Source organism: Sphingopyxis sp. LARHCG72 (genome assembly GCF_052871675.1).
Window position 1 is genome coordinate 59,544 of the sequence record NZ_JBIXJU010000009.1, and the last position, 24,534, is coordinate 84,077.

The 24,534-nt window shown below is 64.9% G+C and carries 26 protein-coding genes; 12 read left to right on the plus strand and 14 right to left on the minus strand.

Going from position 1 to position 24,534, the window contains the following annotated elements:
* Positions 1-77 precede the first annotated feature (77 nt).
* The 5 genes from hisI (at position 78) to ACIPPQ_RS18370 (ending at position 4,876) form a co-directional block, all read left to right on the plus strand.
* On the plus strand, positions 78-458 hold the full coding sequence (hisI, locus tag ACIPPQ_RS18350) for a phosphoribosyl-AMP cyclohydrolase (protein WP_446545503.1): 381 nt from the start codon (positions 78-80) through the stop codon (positions 456-458).
* Positions 445-984, plus strand: coding sequence for a hypothetical protein (locus ACIPPQ_RS18355; protein WP_446545504.1), 540 nt, complete (start codon positions 445-447; stop codon positions 982-984). Before hisI ends, ACIPPQ_RS18355 begins: the two co-directional genes overlap by 14 nt.
* A 66-nt stretch (positions 985-1,050) precedes the next feature.
* Positions 1,051-1,473 carry a MerR family transcriptional regulator gene (locus ACIPPQ_RS18360; protein WP_446545505.1) on the plus strand — a complete coding sequence of 141 codons (423 nt, stop codon included), beginning with the start codon at positions 1,051-1,053 and terminating at the stop codon, positions 1,471-1,473.
* Positions 1,474-1,534: 61 nt separating this feature from the next.
* Positions 1,535-3,337, plus strand: a complete 1,803-nt coding sequence (locus ACIPPQ_RS18365) for an acyl-CoA dehydrogenase C-terminal domain-containing protein (RefSeq protein ID WP_446545506.1) — start codon at positions 1,535-1,537, stop codon at positions 3,335-3,337.
* 45 nt (positions 3,338-3,382) lie between these two features.
* Positions 3,383-4,876, plus strand: a complete 1,494-nt coding sequence (locus ACIPPQ_RS18370) for a phospholipase D-like domain-containing protein (RefSeq protein WP_446545507.1) — start codon at positions 3,383-3,385, stop codon at positions 4,874-4,876.
* Between the two features lie 3 nt (positions 4,877-4,879).
* Here ACIPPQ_RS18370 and ACIPPQ_RS18375 read toward each other — a convergent pair whose 3' ends face one another.
* Genes ACIPPQ_RS18375 through ACIPPQ_RS18400 form a run of 6 tightly spaced genes read right to left on the minus strand, consistent with a single transcriptional unit; the run spans position 4,880 to position 10,268 of the window.
* Positions 4,880-5,731 carry an HpcH/HpaI aldolase/citrate lyase family protein gene (locus ACIPPQ_RS18375; RefSeq protein WP_446545508.1) on the minus strand — a complete coding sequence of 284 codons (852 nt, stop codon included), beginning with the start codon at positions 5,729-5,731 and terminating at the stop codon, positions 4,880-4,882.
* The gene (locus tag ACIPPQ_RS18380) at positions 5,731-6,183 is read right to left on the minus strand and encodes a MaoC family dehydratase (RefSeq protein WP_327454344.1); all 453 of its coding nucleotides are present in this window, start codon (positions 6,181-6,183) and stop codon (positions 5,731-5,733) included. Before ACIPPQ_RS18380 ends, ACIPPQ_RS18375 begins: the two co-directional genes overlap by 1 nt.
* Positions 6,183-8,024, minus strand: coding sequence for an acetyl/propionyl/methylcrotonyl-CoA carboxylase subunit alpha (locus tag ACIPPQ_RS18385; RefSeq protein WP_446545509.1), 1,842 nt, complete (start codon positions 8,022-8,024; stop codon positions 6,183-6,185). Before ACIPPQ_RS18385 ends, ACIPPQ_RS18380 begins: the two co-directional genes overlap by 1 nt.
* Positions 8,021-8,326 (minus strand): hypothetical protein, encoded by a 306-nt coding sequence (locus ACIPPQ_RS18390; RefSeq protein WP_446545510.1) that lies wholly within the window; start codon positions 8,324-8,326, stop codon positions 8,021-8,023. Before ACIPPQ_RS18390 ends, ACIPPQ_RS18385 begins: the two co-directional genes overlap by 4 nt.
* The gene (locus ACIPPQ_RS18395; RefSeq protein WP_446545511.1) at positions 8,323-8,667 is read right to left on the minus strand and encodes a DUF3088 domain-containing protein; all 345 of its coding nucleotides are present in this window, start codon (positions 8,665-8,667) and stop codon (positions 8,323-8,325) included. Before ACIPPQ_RS18395 ends, ACIPPQ_RS18390 begins: the two co-directional genes overlap by 4 nt.
* 2 nt (positions 8,668-8,669) lie before the next feature.
* Positions 8,670-10,268 carry a carboxyl transferase domain-containing protein gene (locus tag ACIPPQ_RS18400; RefSeq protein ID WP_446545512.1) on the minus strand — a complete coding sequence of 533 codons (1,599 nt, stop codon included), beginning with the start codon at positions 10,266-10,268 and terminating at the stop codon, positions 8,670-8,672.
* A 146-nt stretch (positions 10,269-10,414) separates the two neighbouring features.
* On the opposite strand from ACIPPQ_RS18400, the gene ACIPPQ_RS18405 reads away from it, so the two are divergent.
* On the plus strand, positions 10,415-12,499 hold the full coding sequence (locus tag ACIPPQ_RS18405) for a M13 family metallopeptidase (RefSeq protein WP_446545513.1): 2,085 nt from the start codon (positions 10,415-10,417) through the stop codon (positions 12,497-12,499).
* Positions 12,500-12,519: 20 nt separating this feature from the next.
* Here ACIPPQ_RS18405 and ACIPPQ_RS18410 read toward each other — a convergent pair whose 3' ends face one another.
* Genes ACIPPQ_RS18410 through ACIPPQ_RS18430 form a run of 5 tightly spaced genes read right to left on the minus strand, consistent with a single transcriptional unit; the run spans position 12,520 to position 15,131 of the window.
* A complete protein-coding gene (locus ACIPPQ_RS18410) occupies positions 12,520-12,807 on the minus strand; it encodes a hypothetical protein (protein WP_446545514.1) in 288 nt (95 codons plus the stop codon).
* The gene (locus ACIPPQ_RS18415) at positions 12,804-13,196 is read right to left on the minus strand and encodes a VOC family protein (protein WP_446545515.1); all 393 of its coding nucleotides are present in this window, start codon (positions 13,194-13,196) and stop codon (positions 12,804-12,806) included. Before ACIPPQ_RS18415 ends, ACIPPQ_RS18410 begins: the two co-directional genes overlap by 4 nt.
* The gene (locus tag ACIPPQ_RS18420) at positions 13,193-13,612 is read right to left on the minus strand and encodes a VOC family protein (protein ID WP_446545516.1); all 420 of its coding nucleotides are present in this window, start codon (positions 13,610-13,612) and stop codon (positions 13,193-13,195) included. The genes ACIPPQ_RS18415 and ACIPPQ_RS18420 overlap by 4 nt, the downstream gene beginning before the upstream one ends.
* Positions 13,613-13,614: 2 nt before the next feature.
* On the minus strand, positions 13,615-13,965 hold the full coding sequence (locus tag ACIPPQ_RS18425; protein ID WP_446545517.1) for a hypothetical protein: 351 nt from the start codon (positions 13,963-13,965) through the stop codon (positions 13,615-13,617).
* The gene (locus ACIPPQ_RS18430) at positions 13,962-15,131 is read right to left on the minus strand and encodes an isovaleryl-CoA dehydrogenase (RefSeq protein WP_446545518.1); all 1,170 of its coding nucleotides are present in this window, start codon (positions 15,129-15,131) and stop codon (positions 13,962-13,964) included. Before ACIPPQ_RS18430 ends, ACIPPQ_RS18425 begins: the two co-directional genes overlap by 4 nt.
* Before the next feature lie 102 nt (positions 15,132-15,233).
* Here ACIPPQ_RS18430 and ACIPPQ_RS18435 point away from each other — a divergent pair, with 102 nt between their 5' ends.
* The 6 genes from ACIPPQ_RS18435 to ACIPPQ_RS18460 all read left to right on the plus strand — a co-directional run bounded on the left by ACIPPQ_RS18435 (position 15,234) and on the right by ACIPPQ_RS18460 (position 21,631).
* Entirely contained in the window at positions 15,234-16,136 is a 903-nt protein-coding gene (locus tag ACIPPQ_RS18435) for a LysR family transcriptional regulator (protein ID WP_446545519.1), read from the plus strand.
* Between the two features lie 247 nt (positions 16,137-16,383).
* On the plus strand, positions 16,384-17,235 hold the full coding sequence (cysD, locus tag ACIPPQ_RS18440; RefSeq protein WP_446545592.1) for a sulfate adenylyltransferase subunit CysD: 852 nt from the start codon (positions 16,384-16,386) through the stop codon (positions 17,233-17,235).
* Positions 17,235-19,136: a sulfate adenylyltransferase subunit CysN gene (cysN, locus tag ACIPPQ_RS18445; protein ID WP_446545520.1), complete on the plus strand. Its 1,902-nt coding sequence runs from the start codon at positions 17,235-17,237 to the stop codon at positions 19,134-19,136. Before cysD ends, cysN begins: the two co-directional genes overlap by 1 nt.
* An 8-nt stretch (positions 19,137-19,144) precedes the next feature.
* The gene (locus ACIPPQ_RS18450; RefSeq protein WP_446545521.1) at positions 19,145-19,891 is read left to right on the plus strand and encodes a 3'(2'),5'-bisphosphate nucleotidase CysQ; all 747 of its coding nucleotides are present in this window, start codon (positions 19,145-19,147) and stop codon (positions 19,889-19,891) included.
* A 68-nt stretch (positions 19,892-19,959) separates the two neighbouring features.
* Positions 19,960-20,361, plus strand: a complete 402-nt coding sequence (locus tag ACIPPQ_RS18455; protein ID WP_446545522.1) for a hypothetical protein — start codon at positions 19,960-19,962, stop codon at positions 20,359-20,361.
* A gap of 130 nt (positions 20,362-20,491) precedes the next feature.
* Complete coding sequence (locus ACIPPQ_RS18460; RefSeq protein WP_446545523.1) at positions 20,492-21,631, plus strand: zinc-binding dehydrogenase; 1,140 nt, start codon at positions 20,492-20,494, stop codon at positions 21,629-21,631.
* Between the two features lie 40 nt (positions 21,632-21,671).
* Here ACIPPQ_RS18460 and ACIPPQ_RS18465 read toward each other — a convergent pair whose 3' ends face one another.
* Genes ACIPPQ_RS18465 through ACIPPQ_RS18475 form a run of 3 tightly spaced genes read right to left on the minus strand, consistent with a single transcriptional unit; the run spans position 21,672 to position 24,418 of the window.
* Entirely contained in the window at positions 21,672-22,823 is a 1,152-nt protein-coding gene (locus ACIPPQ_RS18465; RefSeq protein ID WP_446545524.1) for a cell wall hydrolase, read from the minus strand.
* Positions 22,824-22,832: 9 nt separating this feature from the next.
* Positions 22,833-23,753 carry a cysteine synthase A gene (cysK, locus tag ACIPPQ_RS18470; RefSeq protein ID WP_327454380.1) on the minus strand — a complete coding sequence of 307 codons (921 nt, stop codon included), beginning with the start codon at positions 23,751-23,753 and terminating at the stop codon, positions 22,833-22,835.
* Positions 23,750-24,418, minus strand: coding sequence for an RBBP9/YdeN family alpha/beta hydrolase (locus tag ACIPPQ_RS18475; protein WP_446545525.1), 669 nt, complete (start codon positions 24,416-24,418; stop codon positions 23,750-23,752). The genes cysK and ACIPPQ_RS18475 overlap by 4 nt, the downstream gene beginning before the upstream one ends.
* Positions 24,419-24,534: the final 116 nt, after the last annotated feature.

Sequence of the window (24,534 nt, forward strand, 5' to 3'; positions counted from 1 at the left end):
CCCTAATCACGCATTTGTCATACGCGCCGCCACGGACGGGGTGACAGCGGCTCCTATCCTGCTCTAAAGCGCGGTTTATGGATGATCAGCGCGACACGACCGACCGATTTCTTCCGCGTTTCGACGCCGCCGGACTGGTGACGGCGATCGTCACCGATGCGGAGACTCATGTGCTGCTGATGGTCGCGCATATGAATGAAGAAGCGATCGCGCGGACGCGCGAAACGGGGCAGGCGCATTTCTGGTCGCGGTCAAGGGCTTCGCTGTGGCGCAAGGGCGAGACGTCGGGCAACGGGCTGACGATGGTCGAGATGCGCGTCGATTGCGATCAGGACGCGCTGTTGCTGCGCGTGAAGCCTGCTGGTCCCGCCTGTCACACCGGGCGCTGTTCCTGCTTCTACCGCCGCGTCGAGGCCGACGGCAGCCTGACCTTCCTGGCGGACGATGCGCAGGGCTAGCGCCGCGCTCGCACTGGCGGTGCTTTTCCTCGGCGGATGCGACCGGCCCGCGCCGGATGGAGCCGGAAAGAGCGTCGATGCAGGCAATCCGCTCGAGGTAACCGCCCGCCAGCGCGGCGTCGTGCGATCCGAAGCCGCGACGCCCGTCGGGGTTTTCGAGCGGACGCACGATCTGGGCCGCGATGCGATGTGCGTCGTTCCCGATGGGGCAGGGAAATGGCGTTTTGCCGTTACCGCCGCCTTCGGCCCGACCCTGTCCTGTACCGCCAACGGCACGATGATGCGCGAGGGCGATGGCTGGCGGATGCGCTTTGCCGGCATCGACGGTTGCGACGCGCTCGTCCACGAGGAAGAGGATGAGTTGCGCCTTCCCGGAAGCCTGCCGCCGCAATGCGCCCTGCTGTGTCCCGACCGTGCTTCGCTTTCGGGCCTGCGGCTGCCGCGGGCAAGCTGGTCGGCGACCGATGCGGGGGGCTTGCGAATGGCGGATCGACAGGGCAATATGCAGCGTCCCTGCGGGGGCTGAACTGCCTCGAAATGGCGCTATCTGCCGGGCTTGACGTTCACGTCAACGGAAACTAGTTTCACCGGCATGACCGAACAATATGGCCACGCCCATATCGATACGCCCGATCATCTGGGGCGCGAGCAATTCAGCATCACCGACTTGTCGACCGAGTTCGGGGTCACCGCCCGCGCACTGCGTTTCTATGAGGATGAGGGACTGATCAGCCCGTCGCGCAAGGGATTGTCGCGCATCTATTCGAAACGCGACCGCGCGCGGCTGGCGTGGATCCTGCGCGCCAAGCGCACGGGCTTCAGCCTTGCCGACATTCGCGAGATGATCGACCTTTACGACGTCGGCGACGGTCGCAAGACGCAGCGGCAGGTGACGATCGAGAAATGCGAGCAGCGTATCGGTTTGCTGCAACGCCAGCGCGACGATATTGACAGTGCTGTAGATGAGCTGTCACGTTTCATCGATATGGTGAAGAAGGTCGACGCCGGCCAATAAGCCGACCTGAGCCTCTCCCCAGGCAAGTTTGACGCGAAACTGCTTTTCAGAAGGATTTCCCATGCCCGTCTATCGCGCACCCGTGCAAGATACGCTGTTCCTCCTTAACGACGTGCTCGGGATCGAGCGCTACGCAAACCTGCCCGGCTTCGCCAACGCGACCCCCGACATGGTCGAGGCGGTGCTGACCGAGGCTGGCAAATTCTGCGAGGAAGTGCTGTTCCCGATCAACCAGTCGGGCGACCTCGAAGGCTGCACGCGGCACGACGACGGCAGCGTGACGACGCCGAAGGGGTTCAAGGAGGCGTATAAGGCCTATTCGGAGGCCGGCTGGGGCCTGCTGACCGCGCCCGAGGAATTTGGCGGGCAGGGGTTGCCGCACGTCATCGGTTTCCCGGTCGAGGAATATCGCAACGCCGCCAACCAGGCTTTTGCCATGTATCCCGGGCTGACGCAGGGCGCGACCGCCGCGATCCTCGTCAAGGGATCGGACGAGCAGAAGGCGACCTATGTCCCCCGGATGATCGCGGGCGACTGGGGCGGGACGATGAACCTGACCGAGCCGCATTGCGGCACCGACCTTGGCCTCATCCGCACGCGTGCGGTGCCGAATGGCGACGGCAGCTATGCGGTCACCGGCACGAAAATCTTCATCTCGTCGGGCGAGCACGACCTCACCGACAACATCATCCACCTCGTCCTCGCGAAGACCCCCGACGCACCCGACAGCGTCAAGGGCATCTCGCTGTTCATCGTGCCCAAGTTCATCGTCAACGACGACGGATCGCTCGGTGAGCGCAACACGCTCTCGTGCGGCTCGATCGAGCACAAGATGGGCATCCACGCCAATTCGACCTGTGTCATGAACTATGACGGCGCGAAGGGCTGGATGGTCGGCGAGGAGAACAAGGGCCTTGCCGCGATGTTCGTGATGATGAACGCCGCGCGCCTCGGCGTCGGCATCCAGGGGCTCGGCCAGGCCGACGTCGCCTACCAGAACGCCGTCCAGTACGCGCAGGACCGCCGTCAGGGCCGCGCGCTCACCGGGCCGAAGGACCCGCAGGAAAAGGCCGATCCGCTGTTCGTCCACCCCGACGTGCGCCGCATGCTGATGGACGGCAAGGCGACCGTTGAGGGCCTCCGCGCGCTCTGCACCTGGGGCGCACTGCAGGTTGATCTCGCGCATGTCGCCGAGAGCGAGGAAGAGCGCCAGCGCGCCGACGATCTCGTCAGCCTGCTCACCCCTGTGATAAAGGGCTATGGCACCGACAAGGGCTATGAAGTCGCGACCAATGCGCAGCAGGTCTTCGGCGGTCACGGCTACATCGAAGAGCAGGGCATGAGCCAGTATGTCCGCGATGCGCGCATCACGATGATCTATGAGGGCGCGAACGGCGTGCAGGCGATGGACCTTGTTGGCCGCAAGCTCGCGCAGAATGGCGGGCGCGCCATCCAGGCCTTCTTTGCAATCGTTGACGAGGAATGCGGTAACGCCAAGGGCGATGAAGCACTCGCCGATTTCGCGACGCGCCTCGAAAAGGCCAACGGCGAACTCAAGGCTGCGACGATGTGGTTCATGGCGAATGGCATGGCCAACCCGAACAATGTGGGCGCCGGCGCGCATCATTATATGCACATTCTGGGCATCGTTGCGCTCGGTTCGATGTGGCTTCGCATGGCCGAGGCGGCGCAAAAGGCGCTTGCCGAAGGCCGCGGCAACAAGGCGTTCCTCGAAGCCAAGCTCGTCACCGCGCGCTATTTCGCCGAGCGCTTCCTGCCCGACGCGGGATCGCTCCGCCGCAAGATCGAGGCGGGCAGCGATTCGATGATGGCGCTGACCCCCGAACAGTTCGTCGCCGCCTGACTTTAGTCCTTGCAACCATCGCCGCCATCATGCGTGGTGGCGGCGATGGGGACGAAACGATCACCGATAGTCGTCGAAGGCCGCAATTGCTGGCGGATCGAACGCGCCGACAAGGCGCGGATGATCGTCGACGCGGCGGACTATTATGCGCTGCTCGAACGGCTGATGGCCGATGCGAAACAGCGCATCCTGCTCATCGGCTGGGATTTCGATCCGCGTATCGCACTGAAGCCCGACAAGAATGGCAAGGGCGAACCGCTTGGCGACTATCTGCTACGCCTCGCGCATGAAAAGCCCGATCGCGACATCGACATTTTGCGCTGGAATTTCGGCGGGCTGAAACAATTCGCGATGCCGCGTATCCTGTCGATGGTCGCGCGCTGGAAGGTGACGCGCTCGATCAGCTTCCGGCTCGACAGCGCACATCCTGTGGGATGCAGCCACCACCAGAAAGTCGCGGTGTTCGACGACCATCTCGCAGTGTGCGGCGGCATCGACGTCGGCGCGCGTCGCTGGGACACGCGCGATCACAAGGACGGCGACCCGCATCGCACAGCGCCCGATGGCAAAGCCTATATGCCGTGGCATGATTCGACGATGATCCTCGCGGGCCCCGTCGGCAACGCGCTCGCCGACCTTGGCAACGAGCGCTGGCAGCGCGCGACCAAAAAGCCGCTACGCGATCTGGAGGGCAAGGGCGAGAATTGGCCCGACGACCTCGATCCCGATTTCGAAGGCGTCGACGTCGCGATCTCGCGCACGCGCGCCGAATATGACGGTTACGAGGAAATCCGCGAGATCGAGCAGCTTTATCTCGACATGATCGCGGCGGCCGAGCGCTTCATCTATTTCGAGAACCAGTATTTCACCTCAGGCAAGATCGCGGCGGCGATCGCCGAAAGGCTGAACGGCGACGATCCGCCCGAATTCGTGATGGTGATGCCCAAGACCGCCGATGGCTGGCTCGAACAGATGGCGATGGACGCGGCGCGCGTGCAGCTGGTGCGCGAAATTGCGAAGGCGAAGCACGGCGATCGGTTGAAGGTCTATTATCCGCGCACGAAGCGCGGAGAGCCCATCTACGTCCATGCAAAGACCGCGATCGTCGACGACCGGTTGATCCGGGTGGGATCGGCCAATCTGAACAACCGCTCGATGGGGCTCGACAGCGAATGCGATGTCACGATCGACGCCGCGCTGTCCGCAAACGCGGGAGTCGAGCCCGTGATCGCACGCCTGCGCACGTCGCTGATCGCCGAGCATCTCGATGTCGCGGAAAAAGACGTTGCGGCGACATTTGAACGCACCGGTTCGCTGATCGAAACGATCGAGACGCTGCGCGGCAGGGGGCGCTCGCTCGAACTGCTCGACCTCGTGCCGCCGGGGCCGATGGACGAGTTCATCGCCGAAAACGAACTGCTCGACCCCACCAGCCCCGACGCGATGTTCGAAAGCCTGACCGAGCGCGGGCTGAAGAAAAGCTGGCACCGCGGCCGCGACTGGATGAAGCGGCACCGGCCCTTCCGGCGGAAGGGCTAGATCCTAGTCGGACAGCGCGAGAATATGCTTCGCCTGCTTGAGGTGCGGGGCGTCGACCATCTTGCCGTCGACCTGCAACACCCCGACGCCGGGATTGGCGGCGAAGGCATCGACGATGGCCTGCGCGCGCGACACCTCGTCGCTACTGGGGGTGAAAGCGGCGTTGATCGGTTCGACCTGCGACGGGTGGATCGCCATCATCCCGGTAAAGCCGTCGCGCCGCGCGCGAGCGGCATAGGCGGCGAGGCCGGCTTCGTCCTTGATCGCGGGGAAGACGGTGTCGATCGCCGCCGCCCCCGCGGCGTGCGCCGCGAACAGGGTCAGCGCGCGCGCGACTTCATAGGGCGACGTATAGCTGCCGTCGCTCTCGCGGCTTGTCGTCGCGCCGATCGCGGCGGGCAGGTCTTCGGCGCCCCAGGTCAGCCCGAGCAGGCGGTCCTTCGCCTCGCGGTAGCTGCCGAGCGTGAAGATTGCTGCAGGGGTCTCCGTTGCGATCGGCAGGATCGGCGGCAGCGAGGCATCGCGCGCAGATTCGCTCCGCAGGATCGTGTCGAGTTGCGCGATGCTCGGCGCGCCTTCGGCCTTTGGCAGCATGATCGCGTCGGGGCGTGCCGCGGCAATCGCGGCGATGTCGGCGGCGGTCAGATGTCCGTCGAGCGGGTTGACGCGCACCAGCGTGACGACCTCGCGGGTCCCCGACAGATATTCGGCGATTGCATGACGCGCCGTGTCCTTGTTCGCGAGCGACACCGAATCCTCAAGGTCGAGGATGATCGCGTCGGCGCCCGACGCGGCCGCCTTGGCGAAGCGTTCGGGGCGGTCGCCGGGAACGAAAAGGAGCGAGCGAAGGCGCATCAGGCGGCTTTCTTCTTGATGAGGGCGGAACGTTCGCACTGGCAGACGATCTCGCCCCGCTGGTTGATCGCGCGGTGGAGAAAGGTCACGATACCCGCATTCGGCCGCGATTTGGACTCCTTGAGGCCAACGACCTCGGATTCGGCCCGAAGCGTGTCGCCGATGAACACCGGCTTCGGCATGACGAGCTTGTCGTAACCGAGGTTTGCGACGAGCGTTCCGAGCGTCGTGTCGCCGACCGACAAGCCCACCATCAGGCTGAAGGTGAAGGTGCCGTTGACCAGGATTTGCCCGAACTCCGATGCCTTCGCCGCCTCGATGTCGAGGTGGAGCGGCTGCGGATTATGCGTCATCGTGGTGAACAGCAGATTGTCGGTTTCGGTCACCGTGCGACGGATGTCGTGCGTCAGCGTGTCGCCGATCGCCCATTCGTCGAAATATTTACCGGCCATTATGCGTCTTCCTTTTCGATCCGCACGAGCAATGCTTCGACCTGAACCTGCGCGCCTGCGGTCGCGTTGAGTTCGGCGACCACGCCGTCGAACGGCGCGGTCAGGCTGTGCTCCATCTTCATCGCCTCGAGCGTCAGCAATTTCTGTCCCTTGGTGACCGTATCGCCCGCGGCGACATCGACCGCGATGACCTTGCCGGGCATCGGCGACAGGATCGCGCCGTCACTCGCGCCGCCTCCCGTGCTTCCCGCGGCGCGCCAGGGCGCGAGCTGCCACACCGACCCAGCCTCGGCGACAAGCATCGCAGGTGCGGGTTCCTCGGCGCCGGGGCCATGCAGTTCGACCTCGACGCGTTTGCCGTCGAGCAGGAAGGGTGCGCTGCGCACGTCGGGCGCGTTGAGGCGGAAGCCCGATTGCAACGAGCGCGGCACCATCGCCATCGCGGCGTTGGTCAGCGCCTGTGCGGTCGGCACCGGTTCCTCGGTCATCGCGTCGCCGTCGCGGCCGATCAGCCCGGTATCGACGGTGCCCGCGACGAAATCGGGATGATCGAGCGCATTGATCAGGAACGCCGAATTGGTCTTCACCGGCCAGATCGCGCTGTCCTCGAGCATTTCCGACAGCAATTCACGCGCTTCCTCGCGGTCCTCGCCCCACGCGATGACCTTCGCGATCATCGGGTCGTAAAAGGGCGACACTTCGGCGCCTTCATAGACGCCGGTGTCGACGCGGCCGATGTGTTCGGGGAGCTGGAACAGTTCGAGCGTGCCGATGCTTGGCAAGAAGCCCTTCGCCGGATCCTCGGCATAGAGGCGCGCTTCCATCGCCCAGCCGTTGATTGCGAGTTCGTCCTGCGCCAGCGGGATCGGCTCGCCCGACGCGACGCGAAGCTGCCATTCGACGAGGTCGACCCCGGTGATTTCCTCGGTGACGGGGTGCTCGACCTGCAGCCGCGTGTTCATTTCCATGAACCAGATGCGGTCGGCGCGGAGGCCCTCCGACGCGTCGGCGATGAATTCGATCGTGCCGGCGCCGACATAGTCCACCGCCTTCGCGGCGCGCACTGCCGCGGCGCACAGCGCGTTGCGCGTCGCTTCGTCCATGCCGGGGGCGGGGGCTTCCTCGATCACCTTCTGGTGGCGCCGCTGGAGCGAGCAGTCGCGTTCGAACAGGTGGACGACATCGCCGTGGGTGTCGCCGAACACCTGCACCTCGATATGGCGCGGGGTCAGGATATATTTCTCGATCAGCACATGATCGTTGCCGAACGACGCGGCCGCTTCGCGCTGGCACGAGGCGAGCGCGTCGGCGAAGTCCGCCGCGGCATCGACCTTGCGCATCCCCTTGCCACCGCCGCCGGCGACCGCCTTGATCAGGACGGGGTAGCCGATTTCGGCCGCTCTTTCGGCGAGGAAGGCGGGGTCCTGATTTTCGCCCATATAGCCGGGCGTCACCGGCACCCCGGCGTCGGCCATCAGCTTCTTGGCGGCGTCCTTCAGCCCCATCGCGGTGATCGACGACGGCTTCGGCCCGACCCACACGAGCCCGGCGTCGGCGACCGCCTGCGCGAACTCGGCATTTTCGGAGAGGAAGCCATAGCCCGGGTGAATCGCCTCGGCGCCGGTCGACTTGGCTGCGGCGATGATCTTCTCGCCGATCAGATAGCTCTCACGCGCCGGCGACGGGCCGATATGAACCGCCTCATCGGCTTCGCGCACGTGCAGCGCCTTGGCGTCGGCGTCCGAATAGACCGCAACGGTGCGGATGCCCATCTCGCGCGCTGTGCGGATGATGCGGCAGGCGATTTCGCCGCGATTGGCGATAAGCAGGGAGGTGATCATTGGGTTCCGTTCACTTCGAAATGCAGGACATGCGCTTCCTTTTCGATCAGGAAGTCATCGTCGAAATCATAATATTTGGCCGCATCGACCGGCGTGCCGGCGAAGCCCTCGATCGCGTCGAGATCGTCCCAGAAGGTCAGCATCTCGAAATGAACGACATCGCCCTCGGCGCGCTGGAAGCACCACGCCCCGCGATTGCCCGCGACCGACCGGTAGTCGGGAATCGCGACGTCGAGCATCAGCCTGAAATAGGCCTCGGCCTTGTCCCTGGGGACGATCCCGTGCCAGCGCCGCGCGATCATGGGTGCGGTTCCGGAAAGCCGTGGCGCGCGTGGAGCGCGTGCAGCAGCCGTTTGAAGTCGCCCACAAAGCGCGTGCCTTGATGCTCACCGTCGGCGAGCTCGCGGGGCGCGTCATCGGCAAACACCAGCACCGGTAGGTTCTGGTTCGCTTCGCCGATCGCCGCGATCACGGCATTGCGCGGGCGCGGAAAGGCGATGCGGATAACCTCGAGCGTAGCGGCCTGCTCGGGGAAGTTCGCGAGCAATCCGTCGACCGTGATGCAGTCGCGACAGTAGAAATTCCGCCCGGGCAGGGCTGGATCGTCGAACAGCGGGTCGAGAAGAAAGAGTCGGTCTCGCATCATCACATCCGGAACACGCCGAAGCCGCGGTCTTCGACCGGGGCGTTCAGCGTTGCGGCGAAGGCGAGCCCGAGCACGTCGCGCGTCTGCGCGGGGTCGATGATGCCATCGTCCCAGAGGCGTGCGGTCGCGTGATAGGGATTGCCTTCATCCTCATATTTCTGGCGGATCGGCGCCTTGAAGGCTTCGGCTTCCTCCGGCGTCCATTTGTCGGCGTCGCGGTGGACGGTTGCGAGCACGCTTGCTGCCTGCTCGCCGCCCATGACGCTGATCCGGCTGTTCGGCCAGCTGAAGAGGAAGCGGGGCGAGTAGGCGCGGCCGCACATGCCGTAATTGCCGGCGCCGAAGCTGCCGCCGATAAGTACGGTTATCTTCGGCACCGTTGCTGTGGCGACCGCGGTCACCAGCTTCGCGCCATGTTTCGCGATGCCCTCGGCCTCATATTTGCCGCCGACCATGAAGCCCGAGATGTTCTGCAGGAAGAGCAGGGGAATGCGGCGCTGCTGCGCCAGCTCGATGAAATGCGCGCCCTTCACCGCGCTTTCGCTGAACAGCACGCCATTGTTCGCGAGGATCGCGACGGGGATGCCCCAGATATGCGCGAAGCCGCAGACGAGCGTGCTGCCGTAATTTGCCTTGAACTCGTGAAACTCGCTGCCGTCGACGATGCGCGCGATCACTTCATGGACGTCGTACGGCGCGCGGACGTCGTCGGGGACGACGCCGTAAAGCTCTTCGCCGTCATATTTGGGCGGGCGCGGAGCCTTGAGCGGTACTTCGAAGCCTTTGTCCTCGCCCAGATGGCTGACGATGTCGCGGACGATCGTCAGCGCATGTTCGTCATTTTCGGCGAGATGGTCGACGACGCCCGACTTCTTCGCGTGGAGGTCGCCGCCGCCGAGGTCCTCGGCGCTGATCTCTTCGCCCGTCGCGGCCTTCACTAGCGGCGGGCCGGCGAGGAAGATCGTGCCCTGATTACGCACGATCACCGTCTCGTCCGACATCGCGGGGACATAGGCGCCGCCCGCGGTGCAGCTTCCCATCACGCACGCGATCTGCGGGATGCGCTTCGCCGACATATTCGCCTGGTTGAAGAAGATGCGCCCGAAATGGTCGCGGTCGGGAAACACCTGGTCCTGATGCGGCAGGTTCGCGCCGCCGCTGTCGACGAGGTAGATGCAGGGCAGGCGGTTCGCCTCGGCAATCTCCTGCGCACGCAGATGCTTCTTCACGGTCATCGGATAATAGGTGCCGCCCTTCACCGTCGCGTCGTTGCACACGATCATGCACTGGCGCCCCGACACCTGTCCGATACCGCAGATGAGGCCCGCGCCCGGCACTTCGCCCTCGTAGAGGTCGTTCGCCGCCAACTGCCCGATTTCGAGGAAGGGCGAGCCCGGATCGAGCAGTCGCTCGACACGCTCGCGCGGCAGCAATTTGCCGCGGCTCGTGTGCCGCTCGCGCGATTTCTCGTTGCCGCCGAGCGCGGCTTCGGCAACCGCCGTCCGCAGCGCGTCGGTCAGCGCGCGATTATGCGCGCTGCGCGTGCGATATTCGTCGCTGTCCGCATTGATGCTCGTGCCAAGAACCGGTGCGCTCACTGTATTGTCTCTCCCTGAAATCGGTTCGGAACTAACCCGTCGCTCGTCGATTGAAAAGCGCGGCAGGCCGAAAATGGTTGGTATTGAAACCGGATTTTCGCACGCGTCGGCCGCCTGCCTATCCGTGACAAAACAAGGTCATTCTTATGAAAAAAGCTGTCTTCGCCGTCCTCTTGTCCACCGCCGCGATCGTCGCGGGGCCTGTCGCCTGTTCGAAGGGCGAAAAGACCGAGGCGGCGTATACCGTCGGCACCGACATCGGCATCAGCAAGGCCGCGATGGACACGGGCGTGAAGCCCGGCGACGACTTCTATGCCTATGCCAACGGCAATTGGGACAAGACGACCGAAATTCCTGCCGACCGCTCGTCGATCGGCGCCTTCTACGTCGCCTTCCTCGAAACCGAGAAGCGCACGCGCGAGCTGGTCGACGCGATCGTCAGCAAGGGCGGCGAACCGAACAGCGACGAGGGCCGCATCGCCGCCTTCTACAAGGCGTACACCGACACCAAGGCGATCGACGCTGCGGGCATGAAGCCCGTCGAAGGCGATCTCGCACGCTTCGCGGCGATCGGCGACAAGGCCGCGCTGTCGAAGGTGCTTGGCGAGCAGACGCGCGCCGACGTCGATCCCTTGAATGCGACCGATTTCGAGACGGAGAATCTCTTCGGTATCTTCGTGACGCAGGGACTCGCGACCCCGGGCGAGGTGATTCCCTATATGCTTCAGGGCGGCCTCGGCCTTCCCGAGCGCGAATATTATCTGTCGGCCGACGCCAAGATGGCGAAGATCCGCACCGACTATCAGGCCTATATCGCGAAGCTGCTGACCGCCGCGGGGCAGGCCGATGCCGCCGCGAAGGCGAAGCGCATCTATGACCTCGAGGTCAAGATTGCCAAGGCGCATGCGAACCGCGAACAGAGCGAGGATTTCACCAAATCGGCGGGGGTCTGGACGAAGGGTGATTTCGCGAAGAAGGCGCCGGGCATCGATTGGGATGCGTATTTTGCAGGCGCCGGGCTCGGCGGCGCGAGCAAGTTCGGCGCCTATCATGCGAACGCGATCACCGGCCTGTCGGCGCTTGTCGCGTCGGAGCCGCTCGATGCGTGGAAGGACTGGCTGGCGTTCCACCAGATCAACAGCCACACCGACGTGCTGCCGACCGCGATCGATGGCGCGCATTTTGCCTTTTACGGGACGACCCTTGCGGGCACACCGCAGCAGCGTAGCCGCGACAAGCGCGCGCTCGACGCGCTGAACACCGACCTCGGCGACGCGGTCGGCCGCGTCTATGCCGCGAAATATTTCCCCGCCTCGGCGAAGGCCGAAGTCGGCGACATGGTGAAGGGCATCAAGACGGCCTTTGCGAAGCGCGTCGAAACGATCGACTGGATGGCGCCCGACACCAAGAAGGAAGCGATCAAGAAGGTCGAGACGATCGTAGTCGGCGTGGGCTACCCCGAAAGCTGGCGCGACTATGGCAGCTACGTCGTCAGCGATACCGGCGCCTATGCGAACGAGGTCGCGGGGCAGAAGGCGGAATATGCGCACCAACTCGCCAAGATCGGCAAGCCGATGGACAAGGGCGAATGGTGGATGGTCCCGCAGACCGTCAACGCCGTGAACCTGCCGGTCCAGAACGCGCTGAACTTCCCCGCCGCGATCCTTCAGCCGCCCTTCTTCAACGCGAAGGCCGACCCGGCGTTCAACTATGGCGCGATCGGCGCGGTGATCGGCCACGAGATCAGCCACAGCTTCGACAATAATGGCGCAGCCTTCGACTCCACCGGCGCGCTGCGCAACTGGTGGACCGCGGCGGATTTGGCGAAGTTCAACGCCGCGGGTGACGCGCTCGCGGCGCAGTTCGACACCTACAAGCCGTTCCCCGACCTTGCGGTCAACGGCAAGCTGACGCTGGGCGAGAATATCGCCGATGTGGCGGGGCTTCAGGCTGCTTATGATGCCTACCGCGCGTCGCTCGGCGGCAAGGAAGCGCCGGTGATCGACGGTTTCACCGGCGACCAGCGCTTCTTCATCGCCTTTGCGCAAACCTGGGCGACCAAGATGCGCGCCGAGGCGCTGCGCGCGCGCGTCGCGACTGACGGCCATGCGCCGGGCATGTACCGCGCGCTGACGGTGCGGAACCTCGATGCGTGGTACAAGGCGTTCAACGTCCAGCCGACCGACAAGCTGTACCTCGCGCCCGACAAGCGCGTCCGCGTCTGGGGCTGATGAACGGGCAGGGCGGGGCGTCATTTCGCCTCGCCCTCACCCGACGGCGCACCCGGCTTTTCCTTCAGGATCAGGTATCGGTAGACGCCGATCGCGTTGATGATCAGCAGCGCGATATTCTGCCACCCGATGCCTTCGCTGTCGGGTTGCAGGAAACCCCATGCGATCAGCGCGATGCTGCTCGTCACGAAGACGACGAACGCCCATCCGGTCCAGCGGCGGCCGAGGTTGAGCGACACGACCAGCGCCGCGAGCGTGGCGGCGCCCGCGCCATAATATTGCAGGGCGGTGAGCAACGTATCGCTCATCGCGGCTCGACGAGGTTGCTGACCTCGACCAGATTGCCGTCGGGGTCGTTGAAATAGAGCGAGGCAATCGTTCCGGTCGCGCCGTCGCGCCGCCCGCTGTCGATGATTTCCACACCCTGTTCGACTAGGTGCGCGCGCCACGCCTCGACCGGCGTATCGCTGAGCAGGCAGAAATTGCCGCTGCCCGGCACCGTGTCGCGCGCAATAGCCGGCCTTGTGGCTGCATCCTGCAGGCTGATCTTGTTCGCGCCGAATTGCAGCGAATATTTACCCGGCCGCTCCTCGCGCGACGCCATACCGAGCACGCGTTCGTAGAAGGCGCGCGTCGCGGCGACGTCGCGGACGCACAGGACGATATGGTCGAGTCCGGTGACGCGAAAGCCGCTCATCGCTCGTTCGCCGTCGCGCCATGCACATATTCGAGCTTCAGCCCGTCGGGATCGGCGAAAAACACCGCATAATAGGTCGGGCCGTAGCGTGGATAGTCGGCGGGCGCATCGAGGATCGTCGCGCCGATCTCCAGCAACAGCGCATGCAGCCGGTCGACATCTTCGCGACTGTCGCTTGCCCACGCGAGATGATGCAGGCCGGGCGAATAACGATCGTACTTCCGTTCGCCGCCGCCGCCGCGCGCCTTCAAAATGCCGATCGAATGAAAGGGCTCGCCGGGGCGGTCCCAGTCGCTGCCATTGTCGTGATCGGCGGAGCGCCGGTAGCCGAGGAAGCCGAGCACGCGGTCATAGAAAGCGCGCGATGCGACGACGTCGCTGACCGTGAGGTCGATATGATGGACAAGCCCGCGCACGCTCACGCCAACGCACCGATCAGCGCAAGGATGCCCGCGCCGCTGAGCGCAGGCCACGCGATATGGCGGCCCTTCGTATAGGCGGCGTCGAACAACCCGGCGGCGAGCCATCCGCTGCCGATGATGACCAGCAGGCCCTGCGGTGTGCCGGGCCACGCGACCGCTGCCGCCGAAATCAGCATCAGCACCGACGTTGCATGCCATGCAAAATCGACGATCCGCCGCGAGATGGGGTCGGCGAGCGGGCCTTCGCGCGTGCGCAGCAACGGCACGATCAGCCGCCTATACCCCAGGACCGAATGAACCCCGGCCGTCGTCACCATGAAGGCGGCCGACAGCCAGAGCCAGGTCACGCGCCGGCGCCGATCAGTTCGCGGCCGATCAGCATCCGGCGAATCTCGTTCGTCCCGGCGCCGATGTCGAGCAGCTTGGCGTCGCGCCAGTAACGCTCGACCGGCCAGTCCTTGGTATAGCCCGCGCCGCCGAGGGCCTGGATCGCTTCGCCCGCGACCTTCACCGCGCTCTCGCTGGCGAGCAGGATGCAGCCCGCGGCGTCGAAACGCGTCGTCTGGCCCGCGTCGCAAGCCTTGGCGACGTTGTAGACATAGGAGCGCGCCGACTGGAGCGCGACATACATGTCGGCGACCTTCGCCTGCATCAGCTGGAACGATCCGATCGGCTTGCCGAACTGCTTGCGCTCGCGGACATAGGGAATGACGGTGTCGAGGCACGCCTGCATGATCCCGAGCTGGAGCCCGGCAAGCACGACGCGTTCATAGTCGAGCCCCGACATCAGCACGCCGACGCCGCCATTCTCGGGGCCCATCACCTGCTCTTCGGACACTTCGCAATCGGTGAAAACGAGTTCGGCGGTCGGCGAACCGCGCATGCCGACCTTGTCGATTTTCTGGCCGATGGCGAACCCCGGCATATCCTTTTCGATCAGGAAGGCGGTGATCCCGCGCGATCCGGCTTCGGGGCTCGTCTTGGCATAGACGACGAGCGTGTCGGCGCAGGTCGCGTTGGTGATCCAGAATTTGGTGCCGTTGAGGACATAGCCGCCCTGAACCCGGTCCGCCTTGAGCTTCATCGACACGACGTCGCTGCCGGCGCCGGCCTCGGACATCGCGAGGCTGCCGACATGTTCGCCGCTGATCAGCTTGGGGAGGTATTTCGCCTTCTGCTCGGCATTGCCCCAGCGGCGGATCTGGTTGACGCACAGGTTCGAATGCGCGCCGTAGGAGAGGCCGATCGCGGCGCTCGCACGGCTGACTTCCTCGACCGCGATGACATGTTCGAGATAGCCGAGCCCGAGCCCGCCGAATTCTTCCTCGACGGTGATGCCGTGGAGGCCGAGCTCGCCCATCTGCGTCCACAATTCGTCGCGCGGGAACCAGTCGTCGGCATCGGCCTTGGCGGCGAGCGGGGCGATCTGCTCATCCGCGAAGCGGGCGGTGGTGTCGCGGATCATGTCGGCGGTTTCGCCGAGCGCGAAATCGAAATCGGGGGTGGCGCGCATGGATTACCTATCGGGTCGAGGGGCGGAACAGGGCGCGAGTGTGCATCAAAATTCGATCATATGGAAATTGAAACGGGGCGATGTTTGGCATAAAGAAAATTTATGATAAAGCGCGCGCACATCCGCCAGTTCCTCGCCGTCGTCGATGTCGGCAGTTTTACGCAGGCGGCGCTCCGCATCCGCGTGACCCAGCCGGCGCTCTCGACCGGGATCGCCGAGCTCGAAAAGCTCGTCGGTACACCGCTGTTCATCCGCAACCGCCGCCAGATCCGGCTGACCGAGGCGGGCGGGCGCTTCCTGCCGATCGCGCGCGATCTCGAACGCGGCTTCCGCGCCGCCGACAGTTTCGGGCGCGAGAGCGACCGTCAGACGGCCGAGCTCAAGCTTGGCGTGATCCGATCGGCGCCCGCGGAATTGCTGCAGGCGATCGCTGCGGCGCTGCGGCCGAGCTTCGCCATTGAACTGATCGAAAACAGCGATTCCGAACTGCGCGCGGCGCTGGGCAGCGGCCGCATCAACATGGCGCTCCTTCCGCTTCGCAACGGCGAACGCGGCGAGCACATAATGTCGCTTTATGAAGAGCCGCTTGCCATGTTCATCGCGTCGGACCACCCGCTCGCAGGACGCATCGAGGTCGGCCCGGAAGAGCTCGCCGCCGAAACGATGATCGCACGCCGCTCGTGCGAATTTCTCGATGCGACGAGCCGCTTCTTCACGCGCCACGGGGTCCGCCCGCGCTTCGCGCTGCGCAGCGAGAGCGACGAGCGCTGCCTGCGGATGGTCGCGGCGGGGATCGGGATTACCACGGCGCCTGTGTCGCTCGCGATCGAGGGTATCGTGCCACTCAAGGTCACGGGCTATGATTTTCGCCGCGAGCTCGGCCTGATCGCCGACCCGGCGTGGAGCAGTTTGCCCGAAGTCGAGGCGCGGCTTGCCCACGCACTCGAAACGATCGGCGCGATCGCGGCCGAATGGCGACAGATGAAGGTCCATATCGCCGCATGATCGCGAGGCTTCACAAGTCTGGCTTGCAGGGGCGAAAGGCCATAACGTTTGCCCGTCCACAGGGCGCGGCGTAACGGCGGCCTCCTCCATCCCGTCCATTTGGACGTATGACGTAAATGAAGAAGACCCTATTTCGCTGCCCGGCGGCGGAAGTGTGAGGAGGCGAAGTTTGGTATCGTCTGATCTGCAGACAGGATCGCTGGAATTGACGCATCTCGATCGGCTCGAGGCCGAGAGCATCCATATCATGCGCGAAGTCATGGCCGACGCGGTCAAGCCTGTCATGCTGTACAGCGTGGGCAAGGACAGCGCGGTGATGCTGCATCTCGCGCGCAAGGCCTTCTACCCCTCGCCGCCGCCGTTCCCGCTGCTCCACGTCGACACGACGTGGAAATTCCGGGCGATGTACGAGCTGCGCGACCGCATGGCGGCCGAGAGCGGCATGGAGCTCATCGTCTATCAGAACCCCGAAGCCAAAGAACGGGGGATCAATCCGTTCGACCATGGTCCGCTGCACACCGACATGTGGAAGACCGAGGGGTTGAAGCAGGCGCTCGACCTCCACGGCTTCGACGTCGCCTTCGGCGGCGCGCGGCGCGACGAGGAAAAGAGCCGCGCGAAGGAGCGCATCTTTTCTTTCCGTACCGCGTCGCATGGCTGGGACCCGAAGAAGCAGCGCCCCGAACTCTGGAACCTCTACAACGCGCGCAAGGCAAAGGGCGAAAGCATCCGCGTCTTCCCGATCTCGAACTGGACCGAGCTCGACATCTGGCAATATATCGCGCGTGAGAATATCCCGATCGTGCCGCTCTATTTCGCCGCGCCGCGCCCCACAGTGGAGCGCGACGGCCTGTTGCTGATGGTCGACGACGACCGCTTCCCGCTGCTGCCTGGCGAGACGCCCGTCGAACGCTCGGTGCGCTTCCGCACCCTTGGCTGCTACCCGCTCACGGGTGCGGTGGAGAGCGAGGCTGCCACGCTGTCCGAAGTGATCCAGGAAATGCTGCTGACCACCACCAGCGAACGTCAGGGGCGCATCATCGACAAGGACGGTGGCGACGCCAGCATGGAGAAGAAGAAGCAGGAGGGGTATTTCTGATGACCGATCCTGTTTACGTCACCGACGCGCTGATCGCCGAGGATATCGACGCCTATCTCGCGCAACACCAGCAGAAATCGTTGCTGCGCTTCATCACCTGCGGCTCGGTCGACGACGGCAAATCGACGCTGATCGGCCGCCTGCTCTATGACTCGAAGATGATCTTCGAGGACCAGCTTGCAGCATTGGAAGCCGACAGCAAGCGGGTCGGCACGCAGGGGCAGGAGATCGATTTCGCGCTGCTCGTCGACGGTCTCGCCGCCGAGCGCGAGCAGGGGATCACGATCGACGTCGCCTACCGCTTTTTCACGACCGAAAAGCGCAAGTTCATCGTCGCCGACACCCCTGGGCATGAGCAATATACGCGCAACATGGTCACCGGCGCCTCGACCGCCGACCTCGCGGTCATCCTGATCGACGCGCGCAAGGGCGTGCTTACCCAGACGCGCCGCCACAGCTTTCTCGCGCACCTGATCGGCATCAAGCATATCGTGCTCGCGGTGAACAAGATGGACCTCGTCGGCTACGACAAGGCGGTGTTCGACCGCATCACGCTGGCGTACCGCGCCTTCGCGAGCGAGATCGGTATCACCAACTTCACCGCGATCCCGATTTCGGGGTTCAAGGGCGACAATATCACCGCGCTCTCGGACAATACGCCCTGGTTCAAGGGCCCCGCGCTCATCGAACATCTCGAAAATGTCGAGATCGGGGCGGCCGCCGACGAAGCCAAGCCGTTCCGCCTGCCGGTGCAATGGGTCAACCGCCCGAACCTCGATTTCCGCGGCTTCTCGGGCCAGCTCGCGAGCGGCAAGGTGAGGTCCGGCGACGCCGTGCGCATCCTGCCCAGCGGCAAGACCACGACCGTTGACCGCATCGTCACCCTCGACGGCGACCTCGATGAGGCCGTTGCGGGCCAGTCGGTGACGCTGACGCTCGCCGACGAGGTCGATTGCTCGCGCGGCGATGTGATCGCGGCAGCAGACAACCCGCCTGAGGCCGCCGACCAGTTCGAGGCGACTTTGGTGTGGATGGCCGACGAGGCGATGATCGCGGGCCGCGCCTATTGGCTCAAACTCGCGACGCAGAGCGTCTCGGCGACGATCCAGCAACCGAAGTACGAAATCAACGTCAACACGCTCGACCATCTCGCGGCGAAGACGCTCGAACTCAACGGCATCGGCGTCGTCGAGCTGTCGACCGACAAGCCGATCACCTTCGAGGCCTATTCGGACAACCGCACCCTCGGCGGCTTCATCCTGATCGACAAGCTCACCAATGCGACCGTCGCCGCGGGCATGCTGCACTTCAGCCTCCGCCGTGCGCAGAATGTCCATTGGCAGGCGACCGATATCAGCCGCGACATGCGCGCGAACCTCAAGAATCAGCGCCCCGCGCTCTTGTGGTTCACCGGTCTGTCGGGGTCGGGCAAGTCGACGATCGCGAACCTCGTCGAAAAGAAGCTGCACCGGATGAACCGCCATAGTTTCCTGCTCGACGGCGACAATGTGCGGCACGGGCTCAACCGCGACCTCGGCTTCACCGAAGCCGACCGGATCGAGAATATCCGCCGCGTCGGCGAGGTTGCGAAGCTGATGAGCGACGCCGGCCTGATCGTGATCACCGCCTTCATCTCGCCCTTCCGCGCCGAGCGCGAGATGGTGCGCGGCATGTTGCCCGAAGGCGAGTTTATCGAGGTGTTCATCGATACGCCGCTCGCCGAGGCCGAGCGCCGCGACGTCAAGGGCCTCTACAAAAAGGCGCGCGCCGGACAGCTCAAGAATTTCACCGGGATCGACAGCCCTTATGAGCCGCCCGAGAAGCCGGAAATCCGGATCGATACCACCGCGATGACGCCCGAAGAGGCGGCGGACCTGATTATCGATCGCTTGTTGGGATAGGGACGCGCGTGGGGGAAACGGACGAACAGCTCGCCGAACGGCTTGCAACCGCAGCAGGCGCGATCCTGCTCGACCTGCGCGGGCAAGGCGATCTCGAAGGCAAGGCGCTGGGGAAGGCGGGTGACGAGCAGGCCAACGCCATGCTCTGCCGCGAAATCCGCACCGCACGTCCCGCTGATGCGCTCCTCTCCGAAGAGGAAAAGGACAATGTCGCGCGCTGCGGTCAGTCGCGCGTCTGGATCGTCGATCCGCTCGACGGCACGCGCGAATATGGCGAGGGCAGGGACGACTGGGCCGTGCATGTCGCGCTCGCCGTCGATGGTGTCGCGACGGTCGGCGCGGTCGCGTTGCCGGGGCTCGGTCTTACGCTGACCTCGGGTGCGCCCATATCGCTCCGGCCCGCGAACCAGCCGCTGAAAATGCTTGTCAGCCGCACGCGCCCCGCCGCCGAAGCGGTCTTCGTTGCCGAGCGGCTCGGCGCCGAACTCCTCGCGATGGGGTCGGCGGGCGCCAAGGCCATGGCAGTCGTGCGCGGCGAGGCCGACATCTACCTCCACACCGGCGGCCAGTATGAATGGGACAATTGCGCCCCGGCCGCGGTCGCGATTGCCGCAGGCTTGCACGTGAGCCGCGTCGACGGATCGCGGCTCGTCTATAATTGTGCCGACCCCTATCTGCCCGATCTGCTGATCTGCCGGATGGAGCTGGCCGAAGAGGTGCTGCGCCTCGCCGCACAATATTCGCCAGCGGAGTAAGCCCCCCATTCGGAGCAGGCTGCACATTTCGTTCTTGGCTGGCCGCTCGCCAGAGGCCATGAGGAAGCATGATCGACCTTTCATCGTGGCTTCTGCCGCTTTCCATCGCGCTCGCACCGGCGGCAGCCGACCCCGATCGCTTCACTGATGGTGGCGTGACGTATATTCTTTATGCCGACACCTACCGCCAGGTGGATGACGAGATACGGCAAATCGGCTTTTCACTCGAAATGACCGAGGCTGAAGGTGCGCCGGGCAATGCCGTCGCCATGAAGGGCGTAGTTCAGGTAAACTGCGGCGCGCGCAGCGCGCGCATGGTCGGCCCGCAGCTGTTCGACGACAAAAACCAGCCCATCGCCACCGATGTGTCAGACCCGGACCATAGCTCGCCGTGGGAAGAGCTGGGAACAATGGCGTCGGACCAGCATCTTTACCGCAGGGTCTGCGAGCGGGAAAAATCGGCTCCATAGAGCCGGGATGCGTTGACCGCAGTCGGTAACCGGACTGAAATAGCGGCGTCGCCGGACCGAACGCCGGTTGCCAGCCGGTGCGACACGCCTTAATCCGTTTCATCAAGAAACCGAACACGGGAGAAGCGTGATGACCGACCTGCCTGAAACCAACCTCACCATGCTGACGCTCGTGAAGCCCGAAGGGCAGCTCGAAGTGTCGCTTGCGGGCCGCCCGATGCCGGCGCCGAAGCCGCACGAAGTTCTGGTGAAGGTGCTCGCCGCACCGATCAACCCGTCGGACCTCGGCCTGCTGTTCGGCGGCGCCGACATGTCGACCGCGCGCGCCTCGACGCGCGACGGCCTGCCCGTCATCACCGCCGACGTCCCGCCCGCGGGGATGCGCGCGATGGCAGGGCGCGTCGGCGACGCACTCGCGATCGGCAACGAAGGCTGCGGCACCGTTGTCGCGGCAGGCGATTCCCCCGAGGCGCAGGCGCTGCTCGGCAAGACCGTGGCGCTGCTCGGCGGCGAGATGTACGCCGAATATCGCTGCCTGCCCGTGCAGATGGTGATGTCGCTGCCCGACGGCACCGACCCCGCCGACGGCGCCTCCTGCTTCGTCAATCCGCTCACCTCGCTCGCCTTTACCGAGACGATGCGGATGGAGAACCACAGCGCGATCGTCCACACCGCCGCGGCGTCGAACCTCGGCCAGATGCTCGTGAAGATTTGCGCGAAGGACGGCATCCCGCTCGTGAACATCGTGCGCAGCGACGCGCAGGTCGAAATCCTGAAGGGCATCGGCGCGAAATATATCGTCAACAGCAGCGCCGACGATTTCATGGAACGGCTGGTCGACGCGATCGTCGAGACCGGCGCGACGATCGGTTTCGATGCGACGGGCGGCGGCAAGCTGGCCGGGCAGATCCTGACCGCGATGGAGGCGGCCGCGGTCAAGCGCATGACGTCCTACAGCCGCTACGGTTCGGACACGTTCAAGCAGGTCTATATCTACGGCGCGCTCGACCTGTCGCCGACAACCTTCTCGGCGCGCAGCTTCGGTCTGACCTGGGCGCTCGGCGGCTTCCTGCTGACGCCCTTCATGGCGAAGGCGGGGATGGAGACCGTGGGCCGGATGCGGAAGCGCGTCGTCGACGAACTGACGACGACCTTCAAGAGCCACTACAGCCACGAAATCTCACTGGCCGACGCGCTGAACGTGGATACGGCGCAGGCGTACAACGCGAAGCGCACGGGCGAGAAATATCTGATCAAACCGCACGGTTGAAGATAATGTCGCCCCCGTGAATGCGGGGGCGACAATCAGTTCATCGCTTCATGCACTGCCTTGCATCGTCGCGCTTGTATTCGCTGCAATTCCACAGCGCCTTTTCAAAGCCCGCCTTGTCGTCGCGGAGGTAGGAAAAGCTCATCGCTGCGCGCTGCGTGTCGCTCATCGCGTCGCTGTCGGGTTTGAGCACCGGATTGGTCCAGCCCATGAACTTGCAATAGGGCTTGTCGCCGCAAAGCCGCAGCGCGGTGGTGACGAAGCTTTCGGGCGCCGCCTTGCGGTCGAGCTGGGTGTAGATGGTGTCGCGGCCCGCGCTCTCACCCGCGCCTGCGACGACGCGCGCTTCGCCGACCGCCGCATTGGCGTCGACCGGCGCACCCTCGACTGGCAGGCCCAGCGCAATCGCGTGGAGTGGCGATATCGCGGCCAGCTTCGCAACCGGCCCGTCGCTTCCCGACACCGCGCCGCGGAACGCGCCCGGCGTGCCCCAATAGCCCGGCCAGCGGAAGAAGAGATGCGTATCGACGATCGCGATCTTCTCGAGGCTGTCGCTCCAATAGGGGCGCACCCAGTCGGTGTGATAATGGGTCGCGAGCCCGACCGGCGGATAGGTCCCGCCCGACAGCATCAGGTCGGCATTGTTGCGCGCGCGCTGCCAGGCGGCGTCCGAATAGCGGCGATTGAGCGCCCCGTCGCAGGTGAAAGTGAACTGGCAGCCCGTCGTGCGTTCCGACCCCTGGAACACGACGCCGCAGATCGACTTGGGGAAAGCCGGATGCCGCGCGCGGTTGATCACGACCTGACCCACCGCCTGCTGCCCCTTGGCGTCGTCGCCGGCCTCGTAGATCATCGCGGCGGCGAGGCAGTCGCGTGCGCGGGCCTTCGCGTCACCGCCGCCTGCATAAACGAACGGCCGCGCCGCGACGAAGCCCTTGGTGATCAACGCGACCTCGGCGTTCTGCGCGCGCGCGTCGGCTTCGGTAACAGGCGCGAGCTCCATCGGCGCCACCTCGGGCACGACATCGGCGGGCGGCGCGACGGGGCGGGCGTGCGCGTGGCGGGTCCCACTGTTCGTCCGGCTGCTCGCGTAGAGCACGCCGACGATCGCCACGGTAGCGAACAGGACAAACAGCCAGCCTGTCCAGTCGCGCCTCAGGGGCAACGTGTCCTGTTCGCCCTCGGGGCGCATGGAGTGAGCTCAGATTTCCGGGAGGAAATCGGGAACCGACAGGTAACGTTCGCCCGTGTCATAGTTGAAGCCGAGCACGCGGCTGCCCGGCGGCAGCTCGGCGAGCTTCTGCGCTATGGCGGCGAGCGTCGCACCCGACGAGATGCCGACGAGCATGCCTTCCTCGGTCGCGGCGCGGCGCGCGAAATCCTTCGCGGCGCCGGCATCGACCTTGATCACGCCGTCGAGCAGGTCGGTGTGCAGGTTGCGCGGGATGAAGCCGGCGCCGATGCCCTGGATCGGGTGCGGCGCGGGCTGGCCGCCCGAAATCACCGGCGAGGCTTCGGGTTCGACGGCATAGACTTTCAGGTTCGGCCAATGCTGCTTCAGGAATTGCGCGGTCCCGGTGATATGGCCGCCGGTGCCGACGCCGGTGATCAGCACGTCGATCGGACTGTCCTTGAAATCGGCAAGGATTTCGGGGCCGGTCGTGCGGACATGGACGTCGATATTCGCTTCATTTTCGAACTGCTGCGGCATCCACGCGCCCGGGGTCGTCTCGACCAGCTCGATCGCGCGCTCGATCGCGCCCTTCATCCCCTTTTCGCGTGGTGTCAGGTCGAAGGTCGCGCCATAGGCGAGCATCAGGCGGCGGCGCTCGACCGACATGCTTTCGGGCATGACGAGGATGAGCTTGTAGCCCTTGACCGCGGCGGCCATCGCGAGGCCGATGCCGGTGTTCCCCGACGTCGGCTCGACGATGGTGCCGCCCGCCTTCAGGCTGCCGTCCTTCTCGGCCGCCTCGATCATCGCAAGGCCGATTCGATCCTTGATCGACCCGCCGGGATTGCTTCGTTCCGACTTCACCCAGACTTCGGCGTCGGGGAACAGCTTCGCCACGCGAATGTGCGGGGTGTTGCCGATGGTCTCGAGGATCGAATTGGCTTTCATGATCGGTGCGCTCTTTCCTTGAATTCGAATCGCGGGTCGCGGCGGACGCGATTTGGCCAGTCGCCGGCGCGGAGCCAGCGTGCCTCATCCGCCTGCGCCAGCGTCGGCGCGGGTTGTAACGAGGCCAGCAGATACTGTCCATAAGGCCAGTCCCCGACACCCGAGTCTGCGTTGATATGCCCGAAGGGTCCGGCGTTGACGAAACGCGCGTCCCAGTGCCGCGACAGGCGCCAGACATGCGACGTCTTGGCATAGGGATCGTCATCGCTGGCGACGACGATCATCGGTGTCTGCGACGACAGCGCGGGCGAATCGGTAAAGCTTTCGACGCGCTTGTCGCGGCGGAGCTGCGTCAGGTCGGGCGGCGCGACGAGCAGCGCGCCGGCGATGCGGTCGCGCGCCACGCTGCTGGCGACGGCGAACCAGTGGGCAAAGGCGTGGCAGCCAAGGCTGTGCGCGGCGATGAGGACGGGCTCGTGCTCGGCGTGGATCGCGTCGGCGATCCGTTCGATCCATTGGTCCTTCAGCGGTTCGTCCCAGCTGCCGAGCTCGATTCGCTCGCAATCGGCGAAGCGGCGTTCCCACAGGCTTTGCCAATGGGTCGGGCCACTGTTGTAAAGCCCCGGAATAGTGAGGATCTTATGGCGGATATTCGATTCTTGCATGGCGGTCGCTCCATCGTGGGGAGAGAGGGGAAACCGCGGAGACGGGTGAGGCCTTAATAACTCAACTAAATGAATTGACAATAGGCTTCGGACGGAAAGAGCGCGCAATGCGGCGA